The organism is Propionicicella superfundia DSM 22317 (assembly GCF_000423465.1).
GTDB classification, from domain to species: domain Bacteria; phylum Actinomycetota; class Actinomycetes; order Propionibacteriales; family Propionibacteriaceae; genus Propionicicella; species Propionicicella superfundia.
This window is the reverse complement of the sequence record NZ_KE384021.1, coordinates 568617-582818: the sequence shown is the minus strand read 5'-3', so window position 1 is coordinate 582818 and position 14202 is coordinate 568617. Positions and strand designations below refer to the sequence as shown.

Annotated in this window: 10 protein-coding genes; 7 read left to right on the top strand and 3 right to left on the bottom strand. The window is 71.7% G+C overall.

Translation table 11 applies throughout. The features are described 5' to 3' along the window. Positions 1-85 precede the first annotated feature (85 nt). Positions 86-892 carry an exodeoxyribonuclease III gene (locus G555_RS0112545; RefSeq protein ID WP_028709128.1) on the top strand — a complete coding sequence of 269 codons (807 nt, stop codon included), beginning with the start codon at positions 86-88 and terminating at the stop codon, positions 890-892. Here the strand turns inward: G555_RS0112545 and mptB (G555_RS19855) are convergent. Then, positions 880-2415: a polyprenol phosphomannose-dependent alpha 1,6 mannosyltransferase MptB gene (gene mptB / locus G555_RS19855; RefSeq protein ID WP_051209009.1), complete on the bottom strand. Its 1536-nt coding sequence runs from the start codon at positions 2413-2415 to the stop codon at positions 880-882. The two genes, G555_RS0112545 and mptB (G555_RS19855), sit on opposite strands and share 13 nt — an antisense overlap. Further along, positions 2412-3746 carry a polyprenol phosphomannose-dependent alpha 1,6 mannosyltransferase MptB gene (mptB, locus tag G555_RS0112535; protein WP_028709127.1) on the bottom strand — a complete coding sequence of 445 codons (1335 nt, stop codon included), beginning with the start codon at positions 3744-3746 and terminating at the stop codon, positions 2412-2414. The genes mptB (G555_RS19855) and mptB (G555_RS0112535) overlap by 4 nt, the downstream gene beginning before the upstream one ends. A 210-nt stretch (positions 3747-3956) precedes the next feature. Here mptB (G555_RS0112535) and G555_RS0112530 point away from each other — a divergent pair, with 210 nt between their 5' ends. From G555_RS0112530 to G555_RS19845, 6 genes are all read left to right on the top strand, one after another. Then, positions 3957-5837 (top strand): 2-oxoacid:acceptor oxidoreductase subunit alpha, encoded by a 1881-nt coding sequence (locus G555_RS0112530; RefSeq protein WP_028709126.1) that lies wholly within the window; start codon positions 3957-3959, stop codon positions 5835-5837. Then, positions 5834-6862: a 2-oxoacid:ferredoxin oxidoreductase subunit beta gene (locus tag G555_RS0112525; protein WP_028709125.1), complete on the top strand. Its 1029-nt coding sequence runs from the start codon at positions 5834-5836 to the stop codon at positions 6860-6862. Before G555_RS0112530 ends, G555_RS0112525 begins: the two co-directional genes overlap by 4 nt. Before the next feature lie 179 nt (positions 6863-7041). Beyond that, positions 7042-8235: a hypothetical protein gene (locus G555_RS0112520; RefSeq protein ID WP_028709124.1), complete on the top strand. Its 1194-nt coding sequence runs from the start codon at positions 7042-7044 to the stop codon at positions 8233-8235. Between the two features lie 61 nt (positions 8236-8296). Beyond that, on the top strand, positions 8297-10237 hold the full coding sequence (locus G555_RS0112515) for a M13 family metallopeptidase (RefSeq protein ID WP_028709123.1): 1941 nt from the start codon (positions 8297-8299) through the stop codon (positions 10235-10237). A 25-nt stretch (positions 10238-10262) separates the two neighbouring features. After that, a complete protein-coding gene (locus G555_RS19850) occupies positions 10263-11495 on the top strand; it encodes a PQQ-dependent sugar dehydrogenase (RefSeq protein ID WP_051209007.1) in 1233 nt (410 codons plus the stop codon). 223 nt (positions 11496-11718) lie between these two features. After that, entirely contained in the window at positions 11719-12672 is a 954-nt protein-coding gene (locus tag G555_RS19845) for a type IV toxin-antitoxin system AbiEi family antitoxin domain-containing protein (protein WP_051209005.1), read from the top strand. 80 nt (positions 12673-12752) lie between these two features. Here the strand turns inward: G555_RS19845 and G555_RS0112500 are convergent, their stop codons facing one another. After that, the gene (locus G555_RS0112500) at positions 12753-14183 is read right to left on the bottom strand and encodes an amidase (protein ID WP_028709122.1); all 1431 of its coding nucleotides are present in this window, start codon (positions 14181-14183) and stop codon (positions 12753-12755) included. Positions 14184-14202: the final 19 nt, after the last annotated feature.

The following is a 14202-nucleotide window of genomic DNA, read 5'->3' as shown; positions in this document are numbered from 1 at the left end:
AACGCCGAGCGCTCCGAAACCGCCGGATTCCGGCGAGTTTCCGGCAGTTTGGGAGCGCTCGACGGGCAATCGCTACCCTGGGCCGGTGCGGATCGCATCCTTCAACGTCAACGGCATCAGGGCTTCCGTGCGCCGCGGATTCGACACGTGGCTGCGCGACAGAGCGCCCGACATCGTCTTGTTGCAGGAGGTCCGCTGCCCGGCCGGCCTGCTGCCCACCGGGGTGTGGGACGGGTATCACCTCGCCTACGACGAGGGATCGCGCGCGGGCCGCAACGGCGTCGCGATCCTGTCACGGCAGGCCCCGACCGACGTCCGGGCCGGCATGGGAAGCCGCGAGTTCGACGGCGAGGGACGCTATCTGGAAACCGACCTGCCCGGATTGACCGTCGCGTCGCTGTACCTGCCGAAGGGGGACGTCCCGACCGGCGACGACGCGGCCATCGCCCGGTACGAACGGAAGCTGCGCTTCATGTCGTCCCTGCGGACGCATCTCACACGCAGCCGCCGCCGGGCCGCCGCCGCGGGCCGGGAGTTCCTCGTGGCCGGCGACTTCAACATCGCTCACGAGACCATCGACCTGAAGAACTGGCGGACGAACCAGAAGAACGCCGGTTTCCTGCCGGACGAACGTGCCTGGTTCGCGACGATCCTCGGCCCGCGGACGCTGCACGACGTCGTCCGCCGACTGCACCCGGGCGTCCCCGGCCCGTACTCGTGGTGGTCGTGGCGCGGCCAGGCATGGACGACCGACGCCGGGTGGCGCATCGACTACCAGTTGGCGACCCCCGGCCTCAGCGCCCGGGCGACGACCGGCGCCACGGACCGCGAACCGACCTACGAGGCGCGGATGAGCGATCACTCCCCCGTGGTGGTCGACTACGCCGACTGAACCGGTGGCGTCGAGCCGCCCTGTGAACCGGCCGTGCGGTCGCGCCGGTGACGGAACCGCCGATAGGCGAGAGTCGCGAACAAGGCGAGCCCGCCGAACGCGATGCCCGCGACCTGGTTGCGGAACGCCAGGTTGCCCGCGCCGTAGCACAGCAGCGCGACGGTGATCACGATCGCCACCCGGACGGTCCGCGGCTGCGGCCTCGTGAGCGGCAGGAGCAGGCCGCCCCACAGCAGATACCACGACTGCAGCGCGGGCGAGCAGAACGCGAAGATCAGGTACGACCAGGACAGGAACGTCACCGGCTCCTTGCGCGCCTTGGTGAGGGCGAGGAACAGAATGGACACCGCGGCGATGCTCAGCCCCACGAGCCGGGAGATGTCCAGGGCGAAGCTCCCCGTGGGTGCGATCTGAAGCACCTGCAGCACCCACTGCAGACCCGCCCCGATGAGAGTGAACGGCGCCATGGAAAGCTGCAGACCGGGGACGCTCACCGCATTCATCCAGCCGAAGTTCAGCCCTGTCGCGACCGAGATCGCAGCGAAGGTCCCGATCGCCGTCAGACAGCTCGCCAGGATGACGCCCGCCGCCCGCAGGACGGCGCGAGGCTGCCACGACGTCCACGGACGAGCGATGAGCGCGATGGGGTAGGCCGCCAGGAACGCCGGCTGCTTGATCGCCGCGGCCGTCCCGACGATGGCCGCCGGGAGCAGCAGTTGCCGCGCCCACCACCACCTGCCGGCCGGCTGCATCGCGACCCAGAGCGCGAGGACGACGAGCCCCATCATGAGCGCGTCGTTGTGCGCGCCGCCGACGAAGTCGATGACGAGCAGGGGGTTGATGGTCGCCAGCCACGCGACCTCCTGCGCGTCCACGCCCATGGTGTGAGCGATGCGCGGGAGGAACAGGACGATGAGGGCGACGCCGACGAGCGCGGGGATGCGCATGCTGACCGCCGCCCAGTAGGGATCGAACCCGGCGGCCATGTCGAGCAGGCGGGACACCTGGATGCTGAGCGGGCCGTAGGGAGCAGGCGTGTATCGCCATACCCAGGCGACCTGGTCGGCGAACGCGCCGGGCAGGACGCCGGGGCCGTACTCGTACGGGTTGATCCCGTTCTGCGCCAGCCAGCCCTGCGCGGCATAGCTGTACGCGTCATGGCTGAAGATCGGCGGAGCGAACGCGAACGGCAGACCCCAGATGATGAGGATCGCCCAGTGTTTGGTGAAGTGGTACACGGCCGGTCGCAACTGGAACCAGGCCTCCATGAGCAGCGCCGCGCCGGCCACGACGAGAATCGTCCCGAGCGCCTTGCCCCACAACGAATCCATCTGCATCGCCCGCAGCGGGGGCCACCAGGGGCTGTTCTGCGGCAGGTACGCGGGGGTCAGCGATCCGAGCGTGATCAGCACGGTCCCGAGCAGACCCAGCCTCACGGGACGGAAGGACCAGGCGGTGGCGATGTCCCGCCACCCCCGTCCCACCGCCCGGCCGGCCCGCGTCAGGGTCGTCGTCGCGCTCACAGCGGGGCCGATGCGAAGAGGACGGTCTGCAGGGCGTTCCACAGACCGAAGGCGACGACGAACACGACCAGCGCCATCCGCGAACGGATCCGCAGCGGCGTCAGAGCCAGCAGCGCCAGGGGCCACACCACATACCAAGGATGCAGCGCCGAGCCGAGGATCGTGAACCACAACGCGCCCCAGCCCAGCCATCGCAGCGGTGCGTCGACGAAGCGCACGAAGAAGAGCACCAGAACACCCAGCATGCACACCGTCGACACGACGCCGAGGATCCGGTAGATCCCGATGTCCGGCGCGACGATGCTGACGAGCTGGCCCAGCAGGTTGAACGGTGCCGCTGACCCGGTCCGGCCCATCTGATCCATCCATTCGACCCACCCGAACCCGAGCCCGGTGACCACCGAGACGACGACGAAGACACCCACCGCGACGGCGGTCACGACCGTCAGCCGCCACGCCCACAGCCAGACCCGGCGACCGGCCGTGGCGGCCGTCAGCGCCCCGGCCACCGGCAGGCCGGCGACCGCGATCACCGTCAGCCCGGCCTGCTGCTTGAGGGCCATCGCGACACCGACGATCGCGGGCGCGACGAGAAGATGCCACCAGGCGGCATGCCGTGTCCCCCGCGCCCGCAGCGTCACCCACACCGCGAGCACGGAGACACCGACCATGACCGCGTCGTTGTGCGCCCCGCCGAGGAAGTGGACGACCACCAGCGGGTTGAGCACGCCCAGCCAGGTCGCGGCGGCGGGAGGCAGCCCCAGCAGCCTCGCGCACCGCGGGAGGCACGCCGCCAGCAGAGCGACACCGGCGAGCGCGGGCAGGCGAAGCGCCACCACCGACCAGTACGGATGGGCGCCGGTCAGCCCCACGATCGCCGCGTTGAGCAGGAACTGCAGCGGCGGGTATGCCACGCCGACCCCGCGCCACAGCGGGTCGACGGACGCCGCGAACGGTCCGCCGATCGCCCCGTACCCCACGGCATAGGGGTTCTGCCCGTGGAGGAAGAGCCACCCCGAGTCGGCGTAGGCGAACGGATCGGCCGTCAGCACGGGCGGGACGAGCAGCAACGGGGCCGCCCACACGGCCAGGACCGTCCATGCGCCGTGGCGCTGCGGGACACCGTCGCGCGGGCGCAGCGTCCACCACGCCCAGCACAGCAGGGCGAACCCCACGACCATGAGGACGCGGGAGACCTCGTGCGGCACGGCGTCGCCCAGGGCCGCGACCACGGGCTGCGCCCACCCCGACGGGTCGTAGGACCAGTAGGTGCCGCAGGCAGCCCACGCCACCAGCACAGTTCCCACGAGGCCCACCCACACCTGGGTCATGCTATCCGGCGAAGATGTTCCTCCCAGGGTGCCCTGCGGCGCAGCCGACGGTCATGCGCGCGCCCAAGGCCGCCGACGCCACAGGATCTGGCGTCGAGGGCAGGCGCGAGCGACAGGATCTCCCGGTGCCGGACGCGTACACTTGCCTCGGTCGGGCACGCGCCGCGTCGGCGCCCACGCCGCACCCACACACTCCGGGAAGAAGAGCAGTTGAGCAGCGAACACGTCCTTGACCGCGTCGTGATCCGGTTCGCCGGGGACTCCGGCGACGGGATGCAGTTGACGGGAAACCGCTTCACCGCCGATGCGGCCCGCTACGGCAACGACTTCTCGACCCTGCCGAACTTCCCCGCCGAGATCCGCGCGCCGGCAGGGACGCTGTCGGGCGTGTCCAGCTTCCAGTTGCACTTCGCGAGCTTCGACATCCGCACGCCGGGCGACGCCCCCGACGTGCTCGTCGCGATGAACCCGGCCGCGCTGAAGGCCAACATCGGCGATCTGCCCAAGGGCGGCATCGTCATCGCCGACACGGCCGACTTCACGCCGCGCAACCTGAAGAAGGTCGGCTACGAGTCCGACCCGCTCACCGACGGCTCGCTCGACTCCTACCAGGTGCACACGGCCAACCTCACCGCGATGACGGCCGAGGCGGTCAAGGGCATGGGCGTCGGGCGCGCCGACGCCACCCGCGCGAAGAACATGTTCGCGCTCGGCATGCTGACCTGGCTGTACAACCGTCCCATCGAGCCGACGCTGGCGTTCCTCGACCGCAAGTTCGGCGGCTCGACGGCGGTGCGGGACGCGAACAAGGCCGCGCTGCGCTCCGGGTACGCGTTCGGCGAGACGAGCGAGTTGTTCGCCGTCCGCTACACCGTCGCTCCGGCCGCCCAGCTTCCCGGAACGTACCGGCAGATCCACGGCAACCAGGCGCTCGCCTACGGACTGATGGCCGGCGCCGAGTTGGCAGGGCTGCCGCTCTTCCTCGGCGCGTACCCGATCACCCCGGCATCCGACGTCCTCCACGAACTGTCCCGCCACAAGGCGCTGGGGGTCACGACGTTCCAGGCCGAGGACGAGATCGCGGCCGCGGGCGCGGCGCTCGGCGCCAGCTTCGGCGGCGCGCTCGGCGTCACCGTCAGCTCGGGCCCGGGCATCGAGTTGAAACTGGAGACGATCGGGCTCGGCGTGATGCTCGAACTCCCGCTGGTCGTGGTCAACGTGCAGCGCGCCGGGCCCAGCACCGGGATGCCGACGAAGACCGAGCAGGCCGATCTCCTGCAGGCCCTGTACGGCCGCAACGGCGAGGCGCCGGTGCCGGTGCTCGCACCGGAGTCCCCGGGGGACTGCTTCGACATCGCCGTGGAGGCGTGCCGGATCGCCCTGCGCTACCGCACGCCGGTGATGATCCTGTCCGACGGGTACCTCGCCAACGGGTCGGAGCCGTGGCGGGTCCCCGATCTGGCAGACCTGCCGCGCATCGACCCCGGGTTCGCGACCGAGCCCAACGGTCCCGACGGGACGTTCCTGCCGTACAAGCGGGACGACGTCGGCGCGCGCGCATGGGCCCTGCCGGGCACGCCCGGGCTGGAGCACCGCGTCGGGGGCCTGGAGAAGGCCGACCTGACCGGAAACATCAGCTACGACCCGGCCAACCACGAGCGCATGGTGATCCTCCGCGAGGAGAAGATCGCGGGCATCGTCCGCGACATTCCCGACCTGCAGGTGGACGACCCGGTCGACGACCCCCGCGCCGACGAGGAGGCGACGGGCCGGGCCGACGTGCTCGTCGTCGGGTGGGGGTCGACGTCGGGGCCGATCGCGGCCGCCGTCCGCCGGGTCCGGCTCACCGGACGCCGCGTCGCGCGGCTGCATCTGCGCCATCTCAACCCGTTGCCGGCGAACCTGGGCACGATCCTGTCGCAGTACCGCCGGATCATCGTGCCCGAGATGAACCGCGGCCAGTTGACCACGATTCTGCGGGCCAGGTATCTGGTCCCGGCCGAGCCGTACAGTCGGGTGCGGGGATTGCCGATCTCCCTGACCGAACTGGCCGCCGACCTGATCCGCATCATCGACGAGGAGGCGAAATGAGCAGCCGTCCCGAGGGGCTGATGCACGTCCCCCTCCCCCTCACCCCGCTGACCCGCAAGGACTTCACCAGCGACCAGGACGTCCGGTGGTGTCCCGGGTGCGGCGACTACGCCGTGCTGGCCGCGTTCCAGGGACTCCTTCCCGAACTCGGCATCGCCCGCGAGAACCTCGCCGTGATCTCCGGCATCGGCTGCTCGTCGCGATTCCCGTACTACGTCGACAGCTACGGGATGCACTCGATCCACGGCCGCGCTCCGGCGATCGCCACCGGCCTCGCGACGGCGCGGCCCGACCTTTCGGTGTGGGTGGTGACCGGCGACGGAGACGCCCTGTCCATCGGCGGGAACCACCTCGTCCATGCCCTGCGGCGCAACGTCAACATCACCGTCCTGCTGTTCAACAACCGCATCTACGGGCTCACGAAGGGGCAGTACTCTCCCACGTCGCAGCCGGGCCTGGTCACGAAGTCGACCCCGTTCGGATCGGTCGACGCCCCGCTGAATCCGGTCTCGCTCGCGCTCGGCGCCGAGGCGACGTTCGTGGCCCGCAGCCTGGACTCGAACCGCGCCCACCTCACGGGCGTCCTGCGCGCCGCCGCAGCCCACCGCGGCGCGGCGCTCGTCGAGATCTACCAGAACTGCCCGATCTTCAACGACGGGCCGTTCGACGGGTTCAAGGGGGCCTCGGAGTCGGCGATCTGGCTCACCGACGGGCAGCCGATCACCTTCGCCGACGGCCGGTACGGAATCGTGCAGGGACGCCGCGGGCTGGAGATCGCCGAGGTCTCCGAGGCCGGGCTCGACGCCGTCCTCGTCCACGACAGCAGCATCGACGACCCGACCCGTGCCTTCGCGCTCTCCCGGCTCACCGACTCGGCCGGGCTCACGCAGGCACCGTTCGGCGTCTTCCGTGACGTGTCCCGGCCCGCGTACGACGACCTCGTTCGCGATCAGATCGCGGGCGCGCGGGAAGGCTCACGGGGCCTGCAGGCGGTGCTCGCCGGACATGACACCTGGACCGTGTAATGCCCGGGCAGGACGGTCCGGGGCGCGTCCCCCGGCCTGACGGGAGCCGGCCCGGCGTGCCGGGGACGGATGACGCGGCCTGGCGGCCGCCGAGCGCCCCGGGGGGCCCGGCCGACGGGCCGACGCGCAGCTATCCCTACGCCGCGCCCCCCGCCGGTGAGTCGCAGCGGGGTCGCCGCGTGGTGGAACCGGCCAGCCCGTTCGCCCCGTCGGAAGGGCCCGCGTCCCAGGCCACGCCGCGCCGTCCCTCGCAGTTCGATCCCTCTGCCACGTTGCTGGCCGCGCGGGCGCGGGAGACGCCCGGGTCGACGGGCGGCGGTGCGCGGACGCCGACCTTCGACCCGCCGGCCGAGCGCGACGCGGGGCGCCCGCGTCGGCGCATCCGTCCCGTCCCCGCCATCCTGGTCTCGGTGGCGGTCGTGGTGCTCGGGATCGTGCTGTACCAGACGTTCGGCGTCGACCGGGATCCCGACCCGTCCATCCTCGTCTCGGAGACCAACGCCACGGCCGACGGTGCGCGCATCTCGGATCCGGCCGACCTCGTCCGGCAGTACTTCGCCGCACTCGGCGCCGGGGACTCGGAGAAGGCGCTGACCTTCGGCCCGACCGGGACGGGCGCGACGGCCGCGCTGACCTCTCAGTCCTTGCGGCAGTCCCTGCAACGCCTGCCGCTCACCGACGTGAACGTGAGCGACGTGCCCGCGACCTCGACCGAGGTCCCCGTGACGTATCGCCTGGGGGGTACTCCGGTCGCCACATCGGTGCAGGTGCGCAAGCAGGACGACGGCGGCTATCTGCTGGAGCGATCGACGGTGACCGTCCCCGTGACGGCCAAGCGCAGCGCCAAGATCCCGATTCTCGTCAACGGCGAGGAGTTCACCGCGGGCAGCATGGAGGTGTTCCCCGGCAGCTACCTGCTGACGACGGGACTGCCGTTCCTGGAGTACCAGGCCAATGAGCTGCAGGTGCTCACGCTCGACGCCGGCACCGAGGTGAGCCTGCTCACCGTCGCGCTGACGAAGCAGGGCCAGGACGCGTTCGTCGCCACCGGGCGCGCATCGCTGAACGCCTGCGCCGACAGCACCGAGCTCGCTCCCGCCGGGTGCCCCTTCGCCACCCGTACCAGCAATCCCGTCGTCCCGGGCAGCGTGCGGTGGACGCTGGACGGCGACCCCTGGGCCGTGGTGGCGCCGCGGCTGTCCACCGAGCGCGAGTTCGCCGAGGTCGTCATCGACCTGAAGCTGTACGTCAGCGTCGACTACGCCAACGGCACGAGCAACCGGAACTCGGTCGGGTTCGAAGGACCCGTCACCCTGCGGGTCGACATGTCGCGGACGACGGCCGAAGAACTCGAGGCGACGTGGGAACGTTGACCCCTGACGCCGACCCGGAGCCGTTGCGCTCCGCCCGACCGCGACCCAGAGAAGGACGACCGTGACCGACGTTTTCGACCTCGCCCAGTTCGACCCCTCCGTGCGCCCGCAGGACGACCTCTTCCGGCACGTCAACGGCCGCTGGCTGCAGACCGCCGAGATCCCCGCCGACAAACCGATGGCGGGCGCCTTCGTCCACCTGCGCGACGCCGCGGAGGAGGCTGTCCGCGACATCATCGTCGGGACCGCCGACGCTCCCGCCGCGGGCGGGCAGATCGGCGACCTGTACGCGTCCTTCATGGATGCCGACCGGATCGAGCGGGTCGGTCTCGCACCGTTGCGGCCCGAGGTGGACGAGGCGCTCGGGCTGAGCGACGCCGACGACCTGGCCAGGTGGCTCGGACGCGCCGTCCGCCGCGGTGTCGGCGGCGCGATCCACCTCGGGGTCGAAGCCGACCCGGGCGACCCGGGCCGCACGGTGCTGTTCGTGTTCCAGGGTGGCATCGGGCTGCCTGACGAGGCGTACTACCGCGAGGACGCCCACGCCGAGGTGCGCGCCAAGTACGTGCCGCACATCGAGCGGATGCTGGCCCTCGTGGGCGTGCCCGACCCGGCAGGCGCGGCCGCACGGGTGTTCGCCCTGGAGACGAGGATCGCGGCCGATCACTGGGACATCGTCCGGTGCCGCGACTGGCAGCAGACCTACAACCTGATGAGTCGGGAGCAGGTGGAGGGGCTCGCGCCCGGCTTCGCCTGGCCGCTGTTCTGGGACGCCGCGGGCGTCGGGCCGGCCGCCGAGCACCTGGTCGTCGAGCAGCCGTCCTTCGTCGAGGGCCTGGGCACGATCCTCGCCGACACGCCGCTGGCGACCTGGCGCGAGTGGGCCGCGTGGCAGGTCGCGGTCGCGCTGGCCCCGTATGCGTTCGCGGCGCTGGCGGAGGAGAGCTTCGACTTCCGGGGCCGGGTCCTCCAGGGCATCGAACAGCAGCGCGACCGGTGGAAGCGAGGCGTGTCGCTCGTGGAGGGCGCGCTCGGCGAGTCGGTCGGCCGCGTGTACGTGGAACGGCACTTCTCGCCGCTGGCGAAGCAGCGGATGGACCGACTCGTCGCGAACCTGGTCGAGGCGTACCGGCGGTCGATCGAGACCCTGGAGTGGATGACGGCCGAGACGCGCTCGGAGGCGCTGGCGAAGCTCGCGGCGTTCGACCCCCAGGTGGGGTATCCCAAGAGGTGGCGCGACTACGGCGGCTTGAGGATCGACCCACAGGATCTCGTCGGCAACGTCCTGCGCTCCAACGAGTTCGACCACGACTACCAGATGGCCAAGCTCGGTCGTCCGATCGATCGCGACGAGTGGCTGATGACGCCGCAGACCGTCAACGCGTACTACCACCCCTTGCGCAACCAGATCGTGTTCCCGGCGGCGATCCTGCAGCCGCCCTTCTTCGACGCGGCGGCCGACGACGCCGTCAACTACGGCGGCATCGGCTCGGTCATCGGTCATGAGATCGGGCACGGGTTCGACGACCAGGGTTCGCAGTGCGATGGCGAGGGACGCCTGCGCAACTGGTGGACCGCGGCTGACCGGACCGCGTTCGAGGAGCGCACGAAGGCTCTCATCGCGCAGTACGACGCGCTCGTCCCGGAGGGGCTCGACGTCCATGTCAACGGTGCGCTGACGATCGGGGAGAACATCGGAGACCTCGGCGGGGTGTCGATCGCATACCTGGCATGGCGGATCGCCTGCGGCGACACCGAGCCGGTGCCGGTGTCCGGCCACACAGGGGCGGAGCGCTTCTTCTTCAACTTCGCCCGCATCTGGCAGGCGAAGATCCGGCCCGAGGCCGCCCGGCAGCGCATCGCGACCGATCCCCACTCCCCCAACGAGTTCCGCTGCAACCAGATCGTGAAGAACGTCCCTGCCTTCGCCGAGACGTTCGGGGTCGCGCCCGGCGACGGGCTGTGGCTCGATCCCGCCGAGCGGGTACGCATCTGGTCCTGATCGCGGCGAGCGGCGATGATGGGGCATGACGTCCCGCCACCGCCGCCCGACCCGGCCGTCGCTGCCGCTCGTCGTGTCCGCCACGGCCGTCGCCGCGCTGCTCGTCGGCTGCACGGCCCCGCCGCCCACGACACCGGACCCGACCCGCGGCGGCGCCGCGTCGTCAGCCCCGGCCGGAACGACGGGGGCCGCGACGCTGGAGGAGGCGGCGGCATCCCTGCGCGCCGAGGTCGTCGTGCGCGGCCTCGACCACCCGTGGGATCTCGCGCCGCTGCCTGACGGGTCGCTGCTCGTGACGGAACGGAGCGGAGAGATCGTCCGGATCACCGACGGCGTGGTCACCCCCGTCGTCGCCGATCTGGCCGACCTGTTCGCGCAGGGCGAGACGGGCCTGATGGGACTGGCACTGGACCCGGCGTTCGCATCCAACCGGCGCTTCTACACCTGTCAGGGCAACGCGCCCGCGCACGACATCCGCGTCATCGCGTGGACGCTTGCGGCCGACGGCAGCCGGGCCGACCGGGTGGCCGATCCGCTGGTGTCGGGACTGGTCCTGTCCTCGGGGCGGCACGGCGGGTGTCGGCTCGCGTTCGACGCGGCCGGTGCGCTGCTCGTGTCGGCGGGTGACGCCGCCCAGGGCGGCAACCCGCAGGACCTCGCCGCGCTGGCGGGCAAGGTGCTGCGCGTCGACCCGACGAGCGGTGCGCCGGCCGCGGGCAACCCGTTCCTCACCGCGGCGGCCGCACAGACGCGACTGGTGTACACGCTGGGCCACCGCAACGTCCAGGGACTGGCCGTGCGGCCCGGCACCGGGCAGGTGTTCGCCGCTGAGCACGGCCCGAGCGTCGACGACGAGGTGAACCTGCTGCGCGCCGGCGGCAATTACGGGTGGAATCCCGTCGGTGGCGGCAGCTACGACGAGTCGGTGCCGATGACCGACACGACGATCTCCGGCGCCGTCGAGGCGGTGTGGCGGTCGGGGTCGCCCACGGTCGCGACGAGCGGGGCGACGTTCCTGTCCGGCTCGCAGTGGGGCGCGCTCGACGGGACGCTGGCCGTCGCCACCCTCGTCGGGTCTCACCTGCTGCTGCTGGAGGTGGACGACGCGGGTCGCGTCACCGGCACCGCCCGGCCAGCGGCGCTCGACGGCGATTTCGGGCGGTTGCGCACCGTCGTCCAGGGTCGCGACGGCGCCGCCTATGTGCTCACCGACAACGGTGGCGACGACCAGGTCGTCCGCGTGACCCTGGCCGGCTGAGCGATGTCGCGTGCCCGGTCTCCCGGTGTGCCGCCCGCGCCCGCGTAGCTACCCGTCCGGCCACGCAGCTACGCGAAGGCCGGGAAGCTACCGGGCGCCCAGTAGCTTCCCGGCCGGGGCGTAGCTACGTCAGGCATCGCGGCCGGGGCGGTGTCGTGCTCTGCGCACGGCGCCCTGTGGATAACTCGATCACGGCACGGGAGGACTGTGCTTCGGTGAACTCGTGGACCAACTGAAGACAGCGGCAGAACTCCTCGTGGACGAGGGACTCACGAAACACGATCTCCGGCGCGCGCGGAACACCGGAGAACTGGAGCGGGTGAGGCGTGGAACCTACACGCGGACTCAGCAACTCGACGCACGTGCACGTCACCGGCAGCTCCTCGTGGCGACCATGCCGCTGCTGGGTGCGGGAAGTGTCCTGAGCCACCTCTCGGCGGCGGTTCTGCATGAGCTTCCGCTGCCGGGCACCGGCCTCGACCGGGTCTGGGTGACGCGCGACGGCGGCGGACACGGACGACGCGGCTCGGTGGTGCATCTTCGCCGCTGCCGCCTTGAGGACGATGAGATCGTCGAGATGGATGGACTGCCGGTCACCAGCCTCGCACGGACGGCGATCGACCTCGCACGACTGCTGGAGATCGAATGGGGCGTGATCTCCTGTGACGCGGCGATGGCCGCCGGGGTCAGCCGCGACCTGCTGCGCCTCTCGGCGGCGAGGGCGCAGGGGCGTCCCGGAGCGCGGCGAGCAGAGAAGGCCGCCGACTTCGCCGATGGCCGCGCGGAATCGCCGTTGGAGTCGGTCAGTCGCCTCCAGATCCAGCGGCTGGGTTACCCGCCGCCGGTCCTGCAGTATCCGGTCGTCAACGTCGGCGAGGTGCTGGCCACCGTCGACTTCTGCTGGGAGGACGCGAGGCTGGTCGGCGAATGCGACGGGGCTGCGAAGTACGACACGCTGTTGCGCCCCGGAGAGGTGCCCGCCGACGCGATCATGCGCGAGAAGCGGCGCGAGGAGCGCATCCGCGGGGCGAGCTACTGGCTCTGCCGGTGGGGATGGCGTGAGGCCTGGGATCGCGAGAGACTGCGCGGCGTCCTCGACCGGGCCTTCGCCATCGCGCCGAAGGCGTCACGCCACGGTGAGCGCCGCCCGAACGTAGCTACCCGTCCGACCATGTAGCTACGCGAAGGCCGGGAAGCTACCGGGCGCCCCGTAGCTTCCCGGCCGCGGCGTAGCTACGCGGGGAGGCGCGACGCGTCTCAGGCGGCGCGGATCCCGGACGGACGGGGCCAGGCGATGGCCTCTTCGAGGGCCGCCGCGAGGGCGAGAAGCGTCGGCTCGGAGCCCCAGGTGCCGGTGAGCATCGTGCCGAAAGGCAGTTCGACGCCGCCGACCACCTCTCGGTGCGTCGGCAGGCTGATGGAGGGACGGCCGGTCAGGTTGGCGATGCTGGTCCAGGGCGTGAACCGGGTCTGCGCCTCGAAGTCGGCAGCCGGGTCGGCGTCGTCGCGCAGGCCGCCGACGAGCGCGGGCGGCCCCGCGAGCGTCGGAGTGAGAACGGCATCGAAGCCCGCCCACGTGCGCGCGACATCGCGGGTGAGCCGCTGCATGTCGGTGAGCGCAGCCGCGTACTCCGCGCCGGACACCGCGGCCCCGCGCTCGCGCAGCCAGCGCGTCAACGGGACGCACAGGTCGAGCTGAGCGGCCGACACGGGCAGCTGCGTCGCGTCGACCGCCCAGATCGCACGGAACACGTCCCACTGCTCGGGAAGGAACGGCGGTGGCGCCTGCGACACCTCGCAGCCGAGGTCGACGAGAACCGGGATGAGCGCCTCCACGGCACGCAGCGCCGCCGGATGCACGGTTGCGTCGGCGGTCACGACAGGCGTGGTGAGGACGCCGATGCGCAGCCCGGCCGGCAGGTGCTGACACGACTTCAGAAACGACGTCCGCGGCGCAGGGGCGACGTACTGGTCACCGGGCAGCGGCCCCGCGAGGGCATCCAGCGCGGCGGCCGTGTCGCGCACGGTTCGAGTGAGGACGCCGTCGGACCCGAGGCCCGGTCCCTCCACGCGGAACGGCCCGGGGCTGATCCGGCCCCGGCTCGCCTTCAGCCCGACGAGGCCGCAGACGGCGGCCGGGATGCGGATCGAGCCGCCGCCGTCGGAGCCGTGCGCGATGGGGACGATGCCCGCCGCGACCGCGGCAGCCGCTCCCCCGCTGGATCCGCCGGCCGAGCGCGACAGGTCCCACGGCGTTCGGGCGGCCGGGCCGGAGTCGGGCTCGGTGTAACACGGGAAGCCGAACTCGGGCGTCGCGGTCTTGCCGATCATGATCGTGCCCGCGTCCCGCAGGCGTGTGACCACTCCGTCGTCGACATCGGCGACGTTGCCCGCCAGCGCCCGGCTGCCGGCCTCCCACGGAAGACCCGCCACCCGGGTCAGGTCCTTGACCGGACACGGCACGCCGAACAGCAACGGCAGGTCGAGGTCGCTGCGACGGGCCAGACGATCGGCCGCCGCGCGGGCCTGCCCCATCGCGTACTCGGGTGTGAGGTGGGCGAATGCCCCGACAGCCGGGCCGCGCTCGGCGGCCAGGGCCAGTGCCGACTCGGTCACCTCGACCGGGGACGCGTCGCCGCTCGCGATCGCCGCCCCCAGCGACAGCGCGTCGAACTCCGTGTAGTCCATCGCCGGCTCTCGTCGGCCG